Raw genomic sequence first — 16,600 nt, 5'->3', positions numbered from 1 at the left:
ACGGGTGAGACAACTCCCGAACACGTTCGGGGTAAACGACGGGCGCGTGGGGGACGAACGCCCGCCTATGCCACGGGAGACATCGGTCCTCGAGGAGACGGAGGCGCCGACGGACCGGCCGGTCGAGACGCTCGACGTCGCCGACCTCGGCCCGCCGGAGCCGCTTCGGCGGACGCTCGAACTGCTCGCAGACCTGCCGGACGAGACCGTCTTGGTCCAGCGCAACGACCGGGTCCCGCAGTTCCTGTTCCCGAAGCTCGACGACCGCGGCTACGCGTACGACACGGTCGAGGCGGACGACGGCGTCGTCACGGCGATCTGGATCGCGGGGGCGGACCGATGAGCTTCCTCGGCGGCTCCGAGCCCGAGTTCGACGACGCGGACGAGTTCGTGCCGGAGCACGTCCCGGAGCCGGGCGCGTTCCTCGCGGACCACGACGTCCTCGCGGGTGAGGACCACGTCGCCGTCCACCCGCACGCCAGGGACGCCTTCGAGGAGCACGGCGTGTACGACGCCACGTTCGGCTACAACCTCGCCCGGCTCAACCTCGATCCGCGGCACCCCGACGCCGGGTTCCGCTACGCCGAGGAAGCCGACGACCCGGCGACGCTCCGCGCCGAGTTCACGCCGACGACCGCGTTCTGCCCGCAGGCCGAGCCCCTGGCGGTGGGCGCGTTCCGCGCGTTCGACGCCGTCGACGACCACGGGTACGACCTGGTTCGGGTCCGCGTCGATCCCTCGCTCAACGGGAGCGAGGCGGTCAACGACCGGCTCGAACGGCTCGAGTCCGGCGACTCCGATCCGGTCGCCGTCGACGAGCGACCCGACGCCGCCCGCGAGGGACCCCCTGACGTCGCCCACGGAGGATCACCTGACGACGGAGAGAGCGGGCCGACGAGTCCCTTCTGAACGCTCGCCGGCGGGTCGGACACCGCGGGGGCGTCTCCCCGACGCGTCGGTCGAACATGTTCCCGCGAACGGCCATACCCGACCGTCCCGTGCGTCCGAGTATGAGCGACGCCGAATCAGTCCTCGACGTGCGCGAGCGCGACGATCCCCCGTTTCCGGTCATCAGCGACGCGCTCGACGAGCTCGGGTCCGACGAGCGGCTGCGACTCGTGAACGACTTCGAACCGGTCCCGCTGTACGACGTGCTGGCGGACCGCGGATTCGAACACGAGACCGAGCGGGTCGACGACGATGAGTGGCACGTCACCATCAAACACGCCTGAGCGGCGGTCGCAGGCGGCGTCCCCGGTCACCTCCTTTTATACTCCGACCCGAATAGTTCGCCTCACGGCCCCGCACGCCGAGAACCTCCGCCGAAGATATTCCCCCTACTACCCTACGTCGAGACGCAATGACCCGAGGCACACTCGACCGGCGAACGTTCGTACGAACGACCGCTGCGCTCGGCGTGACGACCGCGCTCGCCGGCTGCGGCGGCAGCAGCGGCGACGGCGGCGGAGACGGCGGTAGCGACGGAAGCGACGGCGGTAGCGACGGCAGCGACGGCGGTAGCGACGGTAGCGACGGCGCGAGCGGCGACCAGCAGTACCTCTCGGAGGAGCCGGACTACGGCGGGTTCCTCGACGAGGCCAACAACTACGAGCAGACGGTCGACATGACCGACGCCGACTCGGTGACCGTCAACGTCGGCGCCGGCGACGGGCTGGCGTTCGGCCCGGCGGCGGTCGCGGTGTCGTCCGGGACCACCGTCACCTGGGAGTGGACCGGCGAGGGCGGCCAGCACAACGTCGCCGGCTCCGACGGCAACTTCGAGAGCGAGACCGTCGGCGAGGAGGGTCACACCTTCGAGCACACCTTCGAGGAGTCCGGGACGTACACCTACGTCTGTACTCCCCACGAAGCGGTCGGCATGAAGGGCGCCGTCTACGTGGAGTGACCCTTCGGCGACCGGATTTCGACTGAGAACCGGCACCGACCGACCCCGACCACCGACCGACCACCGACCGACCACCGACCGACCACCGACCGACCACCGACCGACCACCGACCGACCACCGACCGACCACCGACCCCGACCGACCGACCCCGACCCACACAGATGCCACAAGCACGACTCCTCGTCGACCTGCCCGACGGTCCGTGGATAGCCGACGTCTCGCGCGAGTTCCCCGACGCGGGGTTCCGCGTGCTCACCGCGGTCCCCGGTGAGAGCGCCGGCTTCGCCCTGGTCAGGGTCACCGCTCGCGACGTCGACGCGGTGTTGGCGACGATGGAGTCGCACGACGCGCTGGCCTCGGTGTCGGTGATGGCGCGGGAGGACGGCGTCGCCACGATCCGGATCGAGACCGACGCGCCGCTGCTGCTGCTGGCCGCGAAGCGCTCCGGACTCCCGATCGAGATGCCGCTGGACATCGAGGACGGAGTGGCCGAGGTCGAGGTCACCGGCGAACACGAGCGCGTCGCGGAGATGGGCCGGCGGCTGAGCGAGCTCGGCCTGGAGTTCGAGGTCGAGCGCGTGCGCCAACGCGTCAACCCCGCTCGCCTGTTGACGGACCGACAGCGGGAGCTGCTGCTCGCGGCCGTCGACCTCGGCTACTACGACGTGCCGCGCCGAGCCACCCTGACGGAGGTCGCGGAGCACGTCGGGATAGCGAAGTCGACCTGTAGCGAGACGCTCCAGCGCGTCGAGCGGACGGTGGTCCGGGAGTTCGTCGACGACCTCCCGAGCCACCCCGTCGACGACGAGACGGAGATCGCGACCGTCGATCCGTAGACGCGAAGCCGACCCCGCCGATCCCGACGACTACCGACGACCCGACGACCCCGACGACCCCCATGACCACCACTACCGACGACCACGACGAGACCGCCGAACCGATCACCGACCGAGTCCACGACAACTCCTGGTCGGCGAACTTAGAGAAACCGAAGTACGCCGACGACCCGGAGCTGGCGGTCCGCGACGCGCTCGCGGCCGTCGACCACACGGCCTCGGGGAACCACGTGAACCTCGTCACCCACGGCGACCTCGGCCACCCCGAAGGGTTCCTCTACGACGCGCTCCGCGAGGAGCGAGACGACCTCGACCCGGAGTACGTCAAGCAGTGCGGCTGCGGCGGTCACGTCACCCGCGTGGACGTTCCCTGAGACGAGCGTCCCCACCGATTGACCGCGACCGTGTCCGCCGACTGACCGCGACCGTCCCGTCGCCATTCTTAATTCGTCAGCCGCGTAGTTGCGGGTGTGTCCCCCGAGCCGACCCTGCCGTTCGCGGACGGGCCGGGACCGATCGGGGAGTTCGACGACCCGGTGCTCGTGGACCCGTCGCCGTCGCTGTTGACGGCGGTGATCGAGGCGTACCGCGAGGCGGCGCCGGAGCTCGTCGAGCCGGACCTCCCGACGCTGCGTGCGCTGGCGTCGACCGACGGTTCCCCGACGTCGCCGTCGGACCCGTCCACCTCGGGGCTCCCGACGCTCACCGTCCTCGCGAGCGACCGCGCGGTCGACGTCGTCACCGACGGGTTCCGCCCCGCGAGCCGACTCGCGGCGCTCGCGGAGTCGGGCGTCCTGGAGCTCCGAACGCTGTCGGAACCGCAGCCGAACGCGGCCCTCGTCGGCCGAGAGACGGGGCACGTGCTCGTCGCCGGCGGGCGTCGAGGGGACGCAGACCGCGACGGCGACGCGACCGAGGCGTGGTGTCGCGTCGGCGACGACCCCTCGCTCCGGGAGCGCTACGCTCCGCTCGTCGACGCGGCGGCGGAGCGTCGCCTGCGGACGCCGAGTCGCCGTCGCGCGTACGAGGCGGTCCGGGAGCGCTGCGGCGACGCCGTCGCGGACGACGTGGTCCTGGCGCTCGACGCCGGGGACGTTGACGGGGACGGCTCCGCGGGCGTCGCGGGCGAGGCGGTCGAAGACGGCAGGCTAGACTTGGCCGGGGCGCGCCGCCGCGCGTACGTCGTCGGCGTCCACCGCGGCGCGCTCGACCGCGACCTGCGACGCGCCTGCGAGGAGGCCGGGCTCGGGAGTTCGGCGACGTTCACGCGGATCAAACGCGAACTCCGAGAGGCGGGACTGCTCGGCACGGAGTCGGTCTCGCAGCCGGTCGGCCGGCCGCGGGAGCGCCTCGTCGCTCGGGGCGCGCTCGCCGAGGCCGACGGGCCGGGCGACGCGGTGGCGGCCGCGGCGAACGCGATCGAATGACGGCCGGGCGCGAAAAGGGCCGGACGCTCAGTCGTCCTTCGTCTTGATGTCGGCCGAGAGCCCCTGCGCCATCTCGATCTCCTTCGAGTTGTTCAGGGTCCACGCGGTGCGGTCGGTGACGGCCTCGATGGCCTCGCGGGCCGAGGGGTAGCCGTTGCCCGACTTCTTGACGCCGCCGAAGGGGAGCTGGACCTCGGCGCCGATACAGGGGAGGTTCCCGTACGCCAGCCCGACCTCGGCGCGGTCGCGGTAGTAGTTGATCTGCCGGTAGTTTTCAGAGACGATCGCGCCGGCGAGCCCGTACTCGGTGTCGTTCTGGATCTCGACCGCGCGCTCGATGTCGCCGTCGTACTCGAGAAGCGCGACGTGCGGCCCGAACACCTCCTCGTGGGTACACCGGAGGTCCTCGTCGGGGTCGGCCTCGTAGACGAACGGGCCGATCCAGTGGCCGTCCTCGTGGCCGTCGGGGACCTCGTCGGCGTCGAGGTCGGTCCGGTCGACGAGGACGTTCACGCCCTCGTCGCGGGCGAGCCGGTTGTACTCGGCGACCTTCTCGTAGTGCTCGGCCTCGATGAGCGGCCCCATGAACGTGTCCTCGTCGAGCGGATCGCCGACGGCGACGTCCGCGGCGACCTCGACGAACCGCTCCTTGAACTCGTCGTACACGTCCGTGTGGACGATCAGGCGCTCGGAGGAGACGCAGCGCTGGCCGGTCGTCTTGAACGAGGACATCACCGCGGAGTGGACGGCGACGTCGAGGTCCGCCGCCTCCGTGACCACGATCGCGTTCTTGCCGCCCATCTCGCAGGCTGCGCGCTTGCCGGCGACGCCGCCGAGTTTGTCCTGGATCAGGTGGCCGACCTCGGCCGAGCCGGTGAAGATGACCGTCTCGACGTCGTCGTGCTCGACGATCGCGTTGCCGGCGTCGCCGAACCCCTGGACCATGTTGAAGACGCCGTCGGGGATCCCGGCGTCGTCGAACATCTCAGCGATGATCTGCGCGCACCACGGCGTCTGCTCGGCCGGCTTGAACACGACCGTGTTCCCCTCGACCAGCGCGATGGCCATGTGCCAGTACGGGATCGCGACGGGGAAGTTCCACGGCGTGATACAGCCGGTGACGCCGCGGGGCTTCCGACGCATGTACGCGTCCTTCGCGGGGATCTCCGAGGGGACGATGTCGCCCTTCGGGTGGCGGGCGTCGCCCGCGGCCCACTCGACCATGTGGGCGGCCTCGACGACGTCCGCCTTCCCCTCGCTGATCTCCTTCCCGCACTCCTTCGTGACTACTCGTCCGAGCTCGTCGGTGCGCTCGCGCAGCTCGTGGTACACGTCCCAGAGGTACTCGGCGCGCTGGATACGGGAGAGCTCGCGCCACTCGTCGAACGCCTCGTCGGCGGCGTCGACCGCGCGGTCGACGTCGTCGGGAGTTCCCTGACGGAACTCGCCGAGGGACTCCCCGGTCGCCGGGTTCTCGCTCTCGAAGGTCTCCGAGCCCGCGCCCGAGACCCACTCGCCGTCGATGTAGTGTTGGTACGGCTCCGACATGGACGGTGATTGCCGCCGCCGCGCCCAAACATCCCACCCGACCATGGTCGGCAGAGTCTTTGTAATGCGGTGCCACGGATACGACAGCAATGGCAACGACCGACGCGACCGGGGCTGACGAGTGGTCCGGGACTCGCCTCACGCTCGATCTGTGGCATCCGAACTGCTGGGCGATCGAGGCGACGAACAGGACCGACGGCGGCGTCCTCGCGCACGCCATCTACAACTCGCCGCGGACCGACGCCGACGCGCCGAACTCGGTGAACGGCCTGTTCACGGCGTTCGCCGACACGAACGAGGAGGTCGAGGCGCTGCTCGACGCGATCCGCGACTCCGACCGCGCGGGTAACCTCCTGGAACTGCAGGAGCGGTTCGGGCGCGCGCGGGACGCCCCGGGCAACGTCGTCCGCGAGTTCTTCTTAGAGTACGACCCGGCGGACATGGTGTGCCCGACGCTGCTCGAACACGGCTTCGTCCACAGCGCGCCGGTCCGCATCGAGGACGGCCGTGAGGAGTGGCAGGTGTGCTTCGTCGGCGAGCGCACCGAGATCCGGGAGTCCCTCGACGCGGTCCAGGCGGACTCCGGCGCCGAGGTGACGGTGGAGTCGATGTCGTCGTCGGGATACGCGGGACGGACCCCCCGCGAGCAGCGGCTCGACACGCTGACGACGACCCAGCGGGAGGTGTACGAGCACGCCCGCGAGGCCGGGTACTACGAGTGGCCCCGCGAGGCGTCGACCCGCGAGCTCGCCGACGACCTGGACGTCTCGAAGACGACCCTGCTCGAACACCTCCGAAAGGCCGAATCGAAGCTGCTGGACCCGTGAGTCGGAGCGCCGCTCAGCTCCCGACGACCGCCCGCAGCGCGAACAGCGCGTTCGACTTGCGCTCTCGGCCCCTACGTCGTCCGCTTCTCCAGCTCTCCCTTCAGCTCCGCGGCGTCGAAGTCGTGGTCGGGCCGGATCGCGACGAAGTCGAGGAACTGACGCGCGGCGAGGAGCTCGTCCGTCGAGTAGCTCTCCAGCGCGGCGTCGATCGCGTCTGGCGCGCCGATCAGGGGCTCTAACGCCGCGAGCGCGCTCGCGAGGTCGTACGACCGCGCCGACTCGCGTCCCTCCTCGCTCACGCTCGTCGCGTCGATGACGTACAGCTCGCCGTCCCGAACGAGGACGTTCTCCGCGCGGAGGTCGCCGTGGGCGAGCCCGGCGTCGTGGATCGTCCGGAGCGTCGCGAACAGCGCGGGCGCCAGATCGGCGACGACCGCCCGGTCGAGCTCGTCGAGCGCCCGGAACTCGGGCAGGTACTCTAAGACGACGACGCCGAGGTCACCGACCTCCAGCGCCTCGACCGGCTCCGGGGCGTTGACGCCGAGCTCCCTGACCTCGCGGGTCGCCTCCAGCTCGTGGCGAGCCATCTCGTAGGGGGTCTCGTAGCGCTCGAAGAAGCCCTCGGTGCCGGCGGAGACGGCGCCGAGGTTCCGCCCGGTGGTGAACAGCGTGTGGACGAGCGTGTTCTGTTTCGTGATCACCTTCACGAACAGGTCGTCGTCGAGGACCATCGGCGTCGACAGCCAGTTGTCGGCGTCGAGGAACCGGACCCGCATCTCCTCGCGGTCGTACCGGTCCGCCAGCTCCCGAACGACCCGCTCGATGTCGGGCCAGTCGACGCGACCGCGGACGAGCCGGCGGAGCTCCATACCGAGACCGAACGCGGCGACGACGGTTAAATGGCGTCCTCGGGCGGGCTCACCGCTCGACCGTCGCGGAGCCGCGGCGGTCCCGCGAGGAACGCCCGACGCTGACCTCGTGGGAGCCGGCGTCGACCGTCCATCCCCGAGACGCGTCGTACCGACCGAACGCGCGCTCGTCGAGCTCGATCTCGACCGTCGCCGACTCGCCGGGACCGAGCTCGACCGCGGCGAACCCGGCGAGCTCGCGGGGCGGGCGGGCGCGCTCGTCGGGCGCGTCCGGCGAGTCGACGTACGCCTGCACGACCTCGCGGCCGGCGCGGTCAGAGACGTTCGTCACCGTCGCCTCCACGGTCGACGGGCCGGTCGCCTCGACCCCCTCGTAGCGGAACTCGGCGTAGCTCTCCCCGTGACCGAAGGGGTACGTCGGCTCCTCGCCCGCGGCGTCGAAGCCCCGGTAGCCGACGAGCAGCCCCTCGTCGTAATGCGCTTCGCCGTCGACGCCCGGGAAGCGCCGCTCGTCGGCAGTCGGATACGCCTCCTCCGGCGCGAACGTCACCGGGAGCCGCCCCCCGGGGTCGGCGTCGCCGTAGAGGACCGCCGCGGTCGCCTCCCCGTGGGCCTGTCCGGGGTACCACCCCGCGAGGACCGCGGCGACGTCGTCGCGCCACGGCGCCTCGAACGGGCCGCTCGCGTTCGCGACGACGACAGTCTCGTCGTTCGCGTCGGCGACGGCCGCGATCAGCTCGTCCTGCCGCTCGGGGAGCCGGAGCGAGTCGCGGTCGGCGGCCTCGGTCGCGCGATCTCGGACGACGACGACGGCGACGTCCGCGGCCGCTGCGGCGGCGACGGCGCCCTCGACGTCGGGCGCTCGTTCGTCGTCGCTCGCGATTTCGTCCCCACGCCTTCCCGCGCCCGCGGCTTCGTCCCCCTCGTCGCCCATCGCGTCGAACAGCGAGACGCCCTCGACGCGCGGGAGTCCGTGAGCCACGGTGACGGACCCCTCGGCGCGCGCCTCGATCCCCTCGCTCGGGCTCGTCTGCGTGAACGGCGTGACCTCCGAGGACCCGCCGCCGCCGAGGACCGCCTCGTCGACGTTCGGACCGACGACCGCGACCTCCGCGTCGTCGTCGGGCGGGAGGACGCCGTCGTTCTGCAGGAGCACCGTGCCGCGCGTCGCGATCTCGACCGCGAGCCGACGGTGTTCCGGGGTGTCGATCGCGCCCGGGCCGCCTGCGCCGGGACCGTCCTCGGCCGTTCCCGCCTCGGTCCCGCCGTCGAGGTGGCCGACCGCGTCGAGCGACCCGAGGACCCGCGTCACCATGTCGTCGAGGCGGGACTCGGGCACGTCACCGCGCTCGACGGCGGGCAGGAGATCCTCCGCGTAGCGGCCGCCGCTCCGCGGGTCGGGCATCCCGTCCACGAAGTCGGCCCCCTCGTCGGGGTCGAGGATCGCGTCGCCCTCGCCGTCCGCGTCGGCGTCGGCGGCCCCGTCGCCCTCGTCGTCGTCCGGGGACATCCCCATCGACTCGAGGAGCTCGTCGGCCGCGATCCCCGGCATCTGGAGGTCGAGCCCGGCGTTGGCGCTCCCGACGACGCTCTCGGTGCCGAACCAGTCGGAGACGACGTACCCGTCGAACCCCCACTCGCCTTTGAGTACCTCCGTGAGGAGCCGCTCGTGCTCGCTGACGTACGTCCCGTTGACGCGGTTGTACGACGACATCACCGACCCGGCGCCGGCCTCGACGGCGTCGCGGAACGCCGGGAGGTAGAGCTCGCGGAGGACGGGCTCGTCCACCTCGGCGCTGACCTCGGCGCGGCGGGTCTCCTGGCTGTTCGCCACGTAGTGTTTCGGCGTCGCGACGACGTCCGCCGACCGGATCCCGGCGACGACGCTCGCGGCGAACGCCCCGGAGTGGACCGGGTCCTCGGAGAAGTACTCGAAGTTGCGGCCGCAGTGCGGGACCCGGATCAGGTTGGTCCCCGGCCCGAGGAGGACGTCCTGGTTCCGCGCGGTCGCCTCGCGACCGAGCGCGCGCCCGAACCGCTCCGCGAGGGCGGTGTCGAACGTCGCCGCGAGCGCCGGCGACGCGGGGAACGCGGTGGCCGGCTCGTCGGTCCGGACGCCGAGCGGTCCGTCGGTCAGCCGGACCGGCGGCACGCCGACTCGCTCCACGCCGGGAACGAATCCCGTCGCCGTTCCCTCCGTGTCCGTGGCCCCGTGAACCAGCCCGACCTTCTCAGCGAGCGTCAGCTCCGCCACGATCGCCGCGACGTCCTCGGTGGTCATTCGTCCGAGGTTCGGCCACGGTCCACTTAGGTCTTCCAACGGCGACGGCCGAACACGAGGGGTCTGCCGCGGTCGATCACGGTCGTTCGCATCGTTTATGCCGGCGGGTCGCAATTCTTGCCTATGGACTTCGAGCTACCCGCGGAACACCGGATGATACGCGACACCGTCCGGGAGTTTTGCGAGGAGGAGATCCGGCCGATCGCCCAGGAGATCGAGGACGAGCACCGGTTCCCCGACGAGGTCTTCGCCGACCTGAACGACCTCGATATGATGGGCGTCCCCGTGAGCGAGGAGTACGGCGGGCTCGGCGGCGACCAGCTCATGTACGCCCTCGTCACCGAGGAGCTGGGTCGCGTCTCCGGCGGGATCGGCCTCTCGTACGCCGCCCACACCTCCCTCGGCGCAAAGCCGATCGAGCTGTTCGGGACGCCCGAGCAGAAGGAGGCGTGGCTCCGCCCGCTCGCCGAGGGCGGCGGGATCGGCGCGTGGGCGCTCACGGAGCCCGGCAGCGGCTCCGACGCCTCCGACATGGACACGACCGCGGAGCACGACGCCGACGCGGGGGAGTACGTGCTCAACGGGACGAAGCAGTTCATCACGAACGCGAACGTGGCCAACAGCGTGCTGGTGAAGGCCGTCACCGACCCCGAAGCCGGCTACGACGGGATCTCGACGTTCATCGTCGATCCCGACGACGACGGATTCGAGATAACGACCGTCTGGGACAAGATGGGGCTCAACTGCTCGCCGACCTGCGAGATCAAGCTGGACGACGTCCGGATCCCGGAAGACCGGCTGCTCGGCGCGGAGGGCGATGGGTGGACGCAGACGATGAAGACGCTCGACGGCGGCCGGATCTCGATCGCGGCGCTGTCGGTCGGGCTCGCGCAGGGCGCCTACGAGGCCGCCAAGGAGTACGCCGGCGAGCGCGAGCAGTTCGGCAAACCGATCGCGAAGTTCGACGCGATCCGCGACAAGGTCGTCCACATGCACCGGCAGACGGAGCGCGCGCGACTGCTGACGCACAAGGCCGCGACGACCTACGACGCCGGCGAGTCGGTGACGCGGGAGTCGGCGCTGGCGAAGCTCGACGCCAGCGAGGCGGCCCGCGAGGTCGCCGAGGAAGCGGTCCAGACGCTGGGCGGGTACGGGTACACCACCGACTTCGCGCCACAGCGCTTCTACCGCGACGCGAAGCTCATGGAGATCGGCGAGGGGACCAGCGAGATCCAACACGTCGTGCTCGGGCGCGAACTCGGGCTGTAAGCCGGAAACTCACTTCCGAGCGACGATCCGGAGCACGTCCTCGTCCGCCAGCTCGTGGCCCTTCCCGACCTGCTGGTCGTCGTGTTTCGCGCTCTCTCCGGAGACCCGCGCGAACTTGAACCGCTCGTCGAACTCCCCGCCGATCTTCTCGCAGGCGTCCCCGACCGTGTCGCCCTCGAATAAGATCAGCGGCTCCTCGTAGTCGACGCCGCGACCGGGCTTGTCCATGTAGATCCGGATGAGCCCGAGCTCCTTCCAGAGCCGCTCTTTGAGCCCGTCGAGCCCGAGCTCCTTCTCGGCGGAAATAAAGAGCACGTCGTCGGGGTCGAGGTCGCGCTCGCGCAGCTCCTCTTTGACCGTCGGGAGGTAGCTCTTGTCGATGAGGTCGGCCTTGTTCACCGTCACCATCGACGGGAGGTACTCACGGTTGTCCATCACGGCGTCGACGAGCTCGTCGATCGTCAGGTCGTGGGGGATCGTCACCTTGGCGTTGACGTAGCCGTACTCGCGGAGCACCTGCTTGACCGTCCCCTCGCCGAGGCTCACGTCGTCGCTCATCGTCACCCCGATCCCGTCCTTGTGGGTCTTCCGGATGTTGATGTTCGGCGGCTCCGTGTCGAGGCGGATGTTGGTCGCGTACAGCTCCTCGCGGAGCCGGTCGTACTGCTCGATCTCGAACACGGAGAGCATGAAGACGACGAGGTCGGCGGTCCGAACGACCGAGAGGACCTCCTTCCCGCCCCCGCGGCCGCCCGCGGCGCCCTCGATCAGCCCCGGCACGTCGAGGATCTGGACGTTCGCGCCGCGGTATTTCAGCATGCCGGGGTTGACGTCGAGCGTCGTGAACTCGTACGAGCCGACCTCGCTGTCGGCGTTGGTGAGGGCGTTGATGAGGGTGGACTTCCCCACGCTCGGGAACCCGACGAGCGCGACCGTGGCGTCGCCGTGTTTCTCGACCGCGTAGCCGTGGCCGCCGCCGGCGGAGGACTGGTTCTCCAGCTTCTCTTTCTTCTCCGCGAGCTTCGCCTTCAGGCGCCCGATGTGGGCCTCCGTGGCCTTGTTGTAGGGCGTGTCGGCGATCTCCTCGCGGAGGTCCGCGATCTCCTCTTCCAGTCCCATTGGCGTACAGTCGGCCGTTCGTCTCGTTAAAGGTGTTCCTTCGGTCCGCCGGCCGACTCGACAGCGAACCGTCTACGGGCCGGTCACGGGGGCGATCCGTGCGAACGCTCCTCGAATTGTGTCGGTGATTCGACACTCTTATATCGGAGAGAAGAGTGTACCACGCAAGACGAATGCCCGACCCGTCGAGCCTCCGTGACAGCACGCAGATCGTCCTCCCGTGTCCCGCCCTCGACGCTCTCGGGGAGCGGTTCGAGGAGCGGTTCACCGTGACGATCGTGGAGAACGACGGCTACTGTCGTATCATCGGGAGCCCGGTCGAAATCAAGGCCGCGAGCGCTTACCTCGCCCGGAACGGCGTCGCCGTCGCGTAACGCGCTCGGCCGATCCGCGGCGCGGACTGTGTCGCTTCTTCGGTAATCTCTCGCTATCGCGACAGCGCACGCTGGTATGGGAGCGAACACGTCGCTGAGAGTCGGCCACGCGAAGCGCGAATGGGAAGGCCGGACCGAACCGTCCTCAGCCGACGACGCCGACGAGGAGCTGGACCGCAATGAGGATGAGGAAGACGAGTCCGGCGGCGAACGAGCCCGCCGCGACGCCGTGGGCGTTACCGAGCCCGCGCCCCCGAGTGGCGAAGTACGCGCCGAGGAAGACGAATCCGGTCACCAGCAGTCCGACGGCGGCGTAGGCGACGCCGAGGAGGCTGCCGGAGAGCCCCTCCGGGAGCCCGAAGTCGCCGACCGCGAGCAGGGCGACGCCGCCCACGCCGACCGCGATGGCGACGAACGCGACGGCCCAGACGACCGGTTTCCGCGCGACGTCCCGGAGCGCGCCGACGACCGCGGCGTATCTGTCGGGCGATTCGTCCGTCCCGGGCGCCGTTCGCTGCGCGCCGACCTTCGCGACGGCGAGGAAGGTGGCCGCGACGAGCAGCCCCATTAGTGCCGTGCTCAAGAGCGTGAGTGAGACCATGGTGGGTTTCGTTATTAGGCGGTCCGTTCGCGTGTACAAATAGCCTTCGTATACACGTCCGGAGTGACGTCCCAAAGGCGTTCGGTCCGGCACGGATCGGCCGGTGTCACCCCCCTGCGGTCGCCGTCCCCCGGACGGTTCGTCCGGGTGCACGGAGCGGGCCGTCTGGCCGCGCTACACAAGAGCTAAGTGTGCCATCGCCAAGGGGGAAACAAGAGCAGACAGACGAACATGATAGATCCAATTATCCTGCAACAGGGGAGCGACTGGCGCGCGCAGGCGGAGGTCTTCGACGAGATCTTCTTCGTCTTCCTCGCGCTCGGTACGCTCGTCGGCACGATTGTCGTCGCGTACACGCTGTGGAACGTGTACAAGTACCGGGACGACGGGGGCGAACGGAAAGGGGACTTCGACGCGCCGACGGTCGGCGAGCTCCCGACGGGACAGGGCGGTCCGAAAGCGAAGAAGCTCTTCCTCTCGTTCGGACTGAGCGCGATCGTCGTCATCAGTCTCGTCGTGTACGCCTACGGGATTCTCCTCTACGTCGAGGAGGGCCCCGACACGAACGAGGAGAGCGACATCGAGATCCTCGTCGAGGGGTACCAGTTCGGCTGGGAGTACGAGTACCCGAACGGCCACACCGCGACGGGTGAGATGGTCGTGCCGGCCGATCACCGGATCAACCTCGATGTGACCTCACGCGACGTGTGGCACAACTTCGGATCGTCGGAGTTACGGATAAAGTCCGACGCTATCCCCGGAGAGACCAGCGAAGTCTGGTTCTCCGTGAGTTCCGAGGAGGTCGAGGCGCAGGGCGGCGAAGCGACGTACCGGGTCGAGTGCTTCGAGCTGTGCGGGCAGGGGCATTCGGCGATGAAAGGACAGATCACGGTCCTCCCGCAGGACGAGTGGGAGGAGTGGTACGAGGGCACGGGCGGTAACTCCTCCAGCGGTAACTCCTCCAGCGGTAACTCCTCCAGCGCGAGCCTCGACGCCGCCGCGGTCGGAGGTGTTCCCGCATGAGCGAGCTCCCGCCGACGACCTCCGTCAAGCGCTGGCTCGTGACGACGAACCACAAGGACATCGGGATCCTCTACACGATCACCGCGCTGTTCTTCCTGCTGTTCGGCGGCGTGCTGGCGCTGCTGATCCGCGTCCAGCTCTGGGACCCGGCGAACCAGGTGCTCTCCGGGCTGGCGTACAACGAGGCCGTCACCGCCCACGGGCTGATAATGGTGTTCTGGTTCCTCTCGCCGTTCGGCTTCGGCTTCGCGAACTACTTCGTCCCGCTGCAGATCGGCGCCGACGACCTCGCGTTCCCGCGGTTGAACGCGCTCTCGTACTGGATGTACCTGTTCTCCGGCGTCCTGCTGGGGATCAGCTTCTTCCAGGGCGGCACGCTGAGCGCCGGGTGGACGATGTACGCCCCGCTCAACATCCCGATGTACACGCCGAGCATCGGGTCGACCGGGGCGGTGATGGCGCTCGCGATGTTCACCATCGGGATCACCGCCTCGACGGTGAATTTCCTCACCTCTATCCATCACTCGCGCGCCGAGGGGATGGGGATCATGGACATGCCGATGTTCACTTGGGGGATCCTCGCGACCGTGTGGATGATGCTGTTCGCGTTCGCCGCGCTGCTCGCCGTCGGGCTCATCCTCGCGGCCGACCGCGTGCTCGGCTCGGTGTACTTCTCGGCGACCGAGGGCGGCTCTCTGCTTTGGGGCCACCTGTTCTGGTTCTTCGGTCACCCGGAGGTGTACATCGTCTTCTTCCCGGCGCTCGGGGTCATGCTGGAGCTGTTCCAGACGTTCTCCGGCCGCCGACTCGTCGGGCGTAAGTGGGTGATCATCGCCATCTGTCTCATCTCCGTCCAGTCGTTCCTCGTGTGGATGCACCACATGTTCCTCACGACGATCAACCTGGAGATCAAGACGCTGATGATGGCGACCACCATCGGTATCTCACTCCCGTTCGACCTGGTCGTCTTCTCGCTGATCTACACGCTAATTAAGGGGCGGATACAGTTCACGACGCCGTTCCTCTTCGCGTTCGGCGCGCTGCTCCTCTTCATCCTCGGCGGCATCACCGGGGTGTTCCTCGGCGCCATCGTCCTCGACTACGAGTTCCGCGGCACCTACTGGGTGGTCGCTCACTTCCACTACGTGATGTTCGGGGGCGCGACGGCGCTGTTCGGCGGCGCCTACTACTGGTTCCCGAAGGTGACCGGGAAGATGTACGACGAGCTGCTGGGGAAGCTCCACTTCGTGATCTTCTTCGTCAGCTTCAACATGGTGTACTTCTCGATGTTCCTCGGCTGGGAGACCCCGCGCCGCGTCTTCGAGTACAACCCCGAGTTCCAGACCTTCCACCAGATCGGGACGATCGGGGCGTTCATCCTCGGGTTCTCCTTCTTCATCATGTTCTACAACTTCGCGAAGTCGTACGTCTCCGGGCCGGAGGCGGGCGATAACCCGTGGGACTACTCGCGGACCGCCGAGTGGGCCGTCTCCTCGCCGCCGCCGCTCGAGAACTGGCCGAACCGGCCCTCGTACGCGTCCGGGAAGCTCGAGTTCGTGAAGGACTACGTGCCCGACGGCGGCCCGGCGGTGAAGACCGACGGCGACGGGAACGCCGCGACCGACGGCGGGGACAGCCACTCCGAGCACATCAAGGAGTACCCGTACTGGGACAAACACCCGAGCCACGCGAGCATCTGGCCGCTCTGCCTCTCGCTGATGACCGGGTTCTTCCTGTTCGGGCTGTCCGGCTTCGCGGACTCGGTCACGTTCATCGTCGGCGAGTCGATCGCGTCGACGAGCGTCGAGATCTCGAACGTGGTGTACCCGGTGTTCATCGTCGTCGGCCTCGTCGGGATGATCGCCAGCGGCGTGAAATGGGGGTTAGAGGACTTCTACGCCCCGCCCAGCGAGTTCGCCGAGCGGTGGCCGTTCAACGGCGTCGAGAAGGTGAAGCTCGGGATGTGGTTCTTCCTGGCGTCCGACGTGATCGTCTTCGGCGCGTTCCTCTCGGCGGCCATCTTCGTCCGGTACAACGCCGGCTGGATGACGTGGGAGCCGCTGACGGAGTCGCTGCCGGGGCTCATCAACACGTTCGTGCTGATCACCTCCTCGTTCACGGTGATCTTGGCGCTCGTCGCCGCCCACCGGAACAGTCGGAAGGGGCTGCTGGCCTCGCTCGGCGCGACGATCGGGCTCAGCCTCACGTTCCTCGCGATCAAGATGTGGGAGTGGGAACACGAGATCTACGACCGCGGCGTGATGATCGCGTCGAACGCACACGGCGACCCGATCCAGGCGTCGATCTACTACGTCACGACGGGGCTCCACGGGCTCCACGTCGTCATCGGCCTCCTGATCGCCTGCTACCTGTTCGTCCGGGCCTACCAGGGGCACTACCTGGAGGACGAGCGGCCGGTGGAGTACTTCGGCCTCTACTGGCACTTCGTCGACATCGTCTGGGTGTTCATCTTCCCGCTGTTCTACCTCTTCTGAGGCGGGATCTCCCGTCGCGGTCCC

17 protein-coding genes are annotated in these 16,600 nt (G+C 69.1%); 12 read left to right on the top strand and 5 right to left on the bottom strand.

Going from position 1 to position 16,600, the window contains the following annotated elements; genetic code table 11:
• Positions 1–67: 67 nt before the first annotated feature.
• The 7 genes from B4V04_RS03790 (at position 68) to B4V04_RS03760 (ending at position 4,170) form a co-directional block, all read left to right on the top strand.
• Positions 68–343 (top strand): DUF2249 domain-containing protein, encoded by a 276-nt coding sequence (locus B4V04_RS03790; protein WP_498229304.1) that lies wholly within the window; start codon positions 68–70, stop codon positions 341–343.
• Positions 340–909: a DUF7998 family protein gene (locus B4V04_RS03785; protein ID WP_498229302.1), complete on the top strand. Its 570-nt coding sequence runs from the start codon at positions 340–342 to the stop codon at positions 907–909. Before B4V04_RS03790 ends, B4V04_RS03785 begins: the two co-directional genes overlap by 4 nt.
• A gap of 101 nt (positions 910–1,010) precedes the next feature.
• Positions 1,011–1,232 carry a DUF2249 domain-containing protein gene (locus B4V04_RS03780; RefSeq protein ID WP_498229300.1) on the top strand — a complete coding sequence of 74 codons (222 nt, stop codon included), beginning with the start codon at positions 1,011–1,013 and terminating at the stop codon, positions 1,230–1,232.
• A 128-nt stretch (positions 1,233–1,360) separates the two neighbouring features.
• Complete coding sequence (locus B4V04_RS03775; RefSeq protein ID WP_498229298.1) at positions 1,361–1,906, top strand: halocyanin domain-containing protein; 546 nt, start codon at positions 1,361–1,363, stop codon at positions 1,904–1,906.
• Between the two features lie 162 nt (positions 1,907–2,068).
• The gene (locus B4V04_RS03770; RefSeq protein WP_144799086.1) at positions 2,069–2,743 is read left to right on the top strand and encodes a helix-turn-helix domain-containing protein; all 675 of its coding nucleotides are present in this window, start codon (positions 2,069–2,071) and stop codon (positions 2,741–2,743) included.
• 62 nt (positions 2,744–2,805) lie between these two features.
• A complete protein-coding gene (locus tag B4V04_RS03765; protein WP_498229296.1) occupies positions 2,806–3,117 on the top strand; it encodes a CGCGG family putative rSAM-modified RiPP protein in 312 nt (103 codons plus the stop codon).
• A gap of 96 nt (positions 3,118–3,213) precedes the next feature.
• Complete coding sequence (locus B4V04_RS03760) at positions 3,214–4,170, top strand: transcriptional regulator TbsP domain-containing protein (RefSeq protein ID WP_498229294.1); 957 nt, start codon at positions 3,214–3,216, stop codon at positions 4,168–4,170.
• A 27-nt stretch (positions 4,171–4,197) separates the two neighbouring features.
• On the opposite strand, the gene B4V04_RS03755 is transcribed toward B4V04_RS03760, so the two are convergent.
• A complete protein-coding gene (locus tag B4V04_RS03755) occupies positions 4,198–5,718 on the bottom strand; it encodes an aldehyde dehydrogenase family protein (RefSeq protein WP_498229293.1) in 1,521 nt (506 codons plus the stop codon).
• A gap of 89 nt (positions 5,719–5,807) precedes the next feature.
• Here B4V04_RS03755 and B4V04_RS03750 point away from each other — a divergent pair, with 89 nt between their 5' ends.
• On the top strand, positions 5,808–6,545 hold the full coding sequence (locus B4V04_RS03750; RefSeq protein WP_498229292.1) for a helix-turn-helix domain-containing protein: 738 nt from the start codon (positions 5,808–5,810) through the stop codon (positions 6,543–6,545).
• A gap of 71 nt (positions 6,546–6,616) precedes the next feature.
• On the opposite strand, the gene B4V04_RS03745 is transcribed toward B4V04_RS03750, so the two are convergent.
• A complete protein-coding gene (locus tag B4V04_RS03745) occupies positions 6,617–7,414 on the bottom strand; it encodes an RIO1 family regulatory kinase/ATPase domain-containing protein (protein WP_498229290.1) in 798 nt (265 codons plus the stop codon).
• A 49-nt stretch (positions 7,415–7,463) separates the two neighbouring features.
• Positions 7,464–9,695: a beta-glucosidase family protein gene (locus tag B4V04_RS03740; RefSeq protein WP_498229288.1), complete on the bottom strand. Its 2,232-nt coding sequence runs from the start codon at positions 9,693–9,695 to the stop codon at positions 7,464–7,466.
• A gap of 123 nt (positions 9,696–9,818) precedes the next feature.
• On the opposite strand from B4V04_RS03740, the gene B4V04_RS03735 reads away from it, so the two are divergent.
• Entirely contained in the window at positions 9,819–10,964 is a 1,146-nt protein-coding gene (locus tag B4V04_RS03735; RefSeq protein ID WP_498229286.1) for an acyl-CoA dehydrogenase family protein, read from the top strand.
• A gap of 9 nt (positions 10,965–10,973) precedes the next feature.
• On the opposite strand, the gene B4V04_RS03730 is transcribed toward B4V04_RS03735, so the two are convergent.
• On the bottom strand, positions 10,974–12,083 hold the full coding sequence (locus tag B4V04_RS03730) for an OBG GTPase family GTP-binding protein (protein WP_498229284.1): 1,110 nt from the start codon (positions 12,081–12,083) through the stop codon (positions 10,974–10,976).
• Positions 12,084–12,256: 173 nt separating this feature from the next.
• Between B4V04_RS03730 and B4V04_RS03725 the strand changes: the two genes are divergently transcribed.
• The gene (locus B4V04_RS03725; protein WP_498229283.1) at positions 12,257–12,457 is read left to right on the top strand and encodes a VNG_1110C family protein; all 201 of its coding nucleotides are present in this window, start codon (positions 12,257–12,259) and stop codon (positions 12,455–12,457) included.
• A gap of 145 nt (positions 12,458–12,602) precedes the next feature.
• Here the strand turns inward: B4V04_RS03725 and B4V04_RS03720 are convergent, their stop codons facing one another.
• Positions 12,603–13,058 carry a hypothetical protein gene (locus B4V04_RS03720; protein ID WP_498229281.1) on the bottom strand — a complete coding sequence of 152 codons (456 nt, stop codon included), beginning with the start codon at positions 13,056–13,058 and terminating at the stop codon, positions 12,603–12,605.
• A gap of 231 nt (positions 13,059–13,289) precedes the next feature.
• On the opposite strand from B4V04_RS03720, the gene coxB reads away from it, so the two are divergent.
• Together coxB and B4V04_RS03710 are read left to right on the top strand one after the other, a co-directional pair.
• Positions 13,290–14,081, top strand: coding sequence for a cytochrome c oxidase subunit II (gene coxB, locus B4V04_RS03715; protein WP_498229280.1), 792 nt, complete (start codon positions 13,290–13,292; stop codon positions 14,079–14,081).
• Positions 14,078–16,576 (top strand): cbb3-type cytochrome c oxidase subunit I, encoded by a 2,499-nt coding sequence (locus B4V04_RS03710; RefSeq protein WP_498229278.1) that lies wholly within the window; start codon positions 14,078–14,080, stop codon positions 16,574–16,576. Before coxB ends, B4V04_RS03710 begins: the two co-directional genes overlap by 4 nt.
• Positions 16,577–16,600 lie beyond the last annotated feature (24 nt).

This window comes from Halorubrum sp. B52, assembly GCF_059752555.1.
Note: the sequence above shows the minus strand (reverse complement) of the source record. Positions and strands in the feature narration are given on the sequence as shown.

Excerpts from the sequence above, each read along its gene's own strand:
- B4V04_RS03790 (WP_498229304.1), top strand. The coding sequence starts at position 68 with ATGCCACGGGAGACATCGGTCCTCGAGGAGACGGAGGCGCCGACGGAC.
- B4V04_RS03785 (WP_498229302.1), top strand. The coding sequence starts at position 340 with ATGAGCTTCCTCGGCGGCTCCGAGCCCGAGTTCGACGACGCGGACGAG.
- B4V04_RS03780 (WP_498229300.1), top strand. The coding sequence starts at position 1,011 with ATGAGCGACGCCGAATCAGTCCTCGACGTGCGCGAGCGCGACGATCCC.
- B4V04_RS03775 (WP_498229298.1), top strand. The coding sequence starts at position 1,361 with ATGACCCGAGGCACACTCGACCGGCGAACGTTCGTACGAACGACCGCT.
- B4V04_RS03770 (WP_144799086.1), top strand. The coding sequence starts at position 2,069 with ATGCCACAAGCACGACTCCTCGTCGACCTGCCCGACGGTCCGTGGATA.
- B4V04_RS03765 (WP_498229296.1), top strand. The coding sequence starts at position 2,806 with ATGACCACCACTACCGACGACCACGACGAGACCGCCGAACCGATCACC.
- B4V04_RS03755 (WP_498229293.1), bottom strand. The coding sequence starts at position 5,718 with ATGTCGGAGCCGTACCAACACTACATCGACGGCGAGTGGGTCTCGGGC.
- B4V04_RS03750 (WP_498229292.1), top strand. The coding sequence starts at position 5,808 with ATGGCAACGACCGACGCGACCGGGGCTGACGAGTGGTCCGGGACTCGC.
- B4V04_RS03745 (WP_498229290.1), bottom strand. The coding sequence starts at position 7,414 with ATGGAGCTCCGCCGGCTCGTCCGCGGTCGCGTCGACTGGCCCGACATC.
- B4V04_RS03740 (WP_498229288.1), bottom strand. The coding sequence starts at position 9,695 with ATGACCACCGAGGACGTCGCGGCGATCGTGGCGGAGCTGACGCTCGCT.
- B4V04_RS03735 (WP_498229286.1), top strand. The coding sequence starts at position 9,819 with ATGGACTTCGAGCTACCCGCGGAACACCGGATGATACGCGACACCGTC.
- B4V04_RS03730 (WP_498229284.1), bottom strand. The coding sequence starts at position 12,083 with ATGGGACTGGAAGAGGAGATCGCGGACCTCCGCGAGGAGATCGCCGAC.
- B4V04_RS03725 (WP_498229283.1), top strand. The coding sequence starts at position 12,257 with ATGCCCGACCCGTCGAGCCTCCGTGACAGCACGCAGATCGTCCTCCCG.
- B4V04_RS03720 (WP_498229281.1), bottom strand. The coding sequence starts at position 13,058 with ATGGTCTCACTCACGCTCTTGAGCACGGCACTAATGGGGCTGCTCGTC.
- coxB (WP_498229280.1), top strand. The coding sequence starts at position 13,290 with ATGATAGATCCAATTATCCTGCAACAGGGGAGCGACTGGCGCGCGCAG.
- B4V04_RS03710 (WP_498229278.1), top strand. The coding sequence starts at position 14,078 with ATGAGCGAGCTCCCGCCGACGACCTCCGTCAAGCGCTGGCTCGTGACG.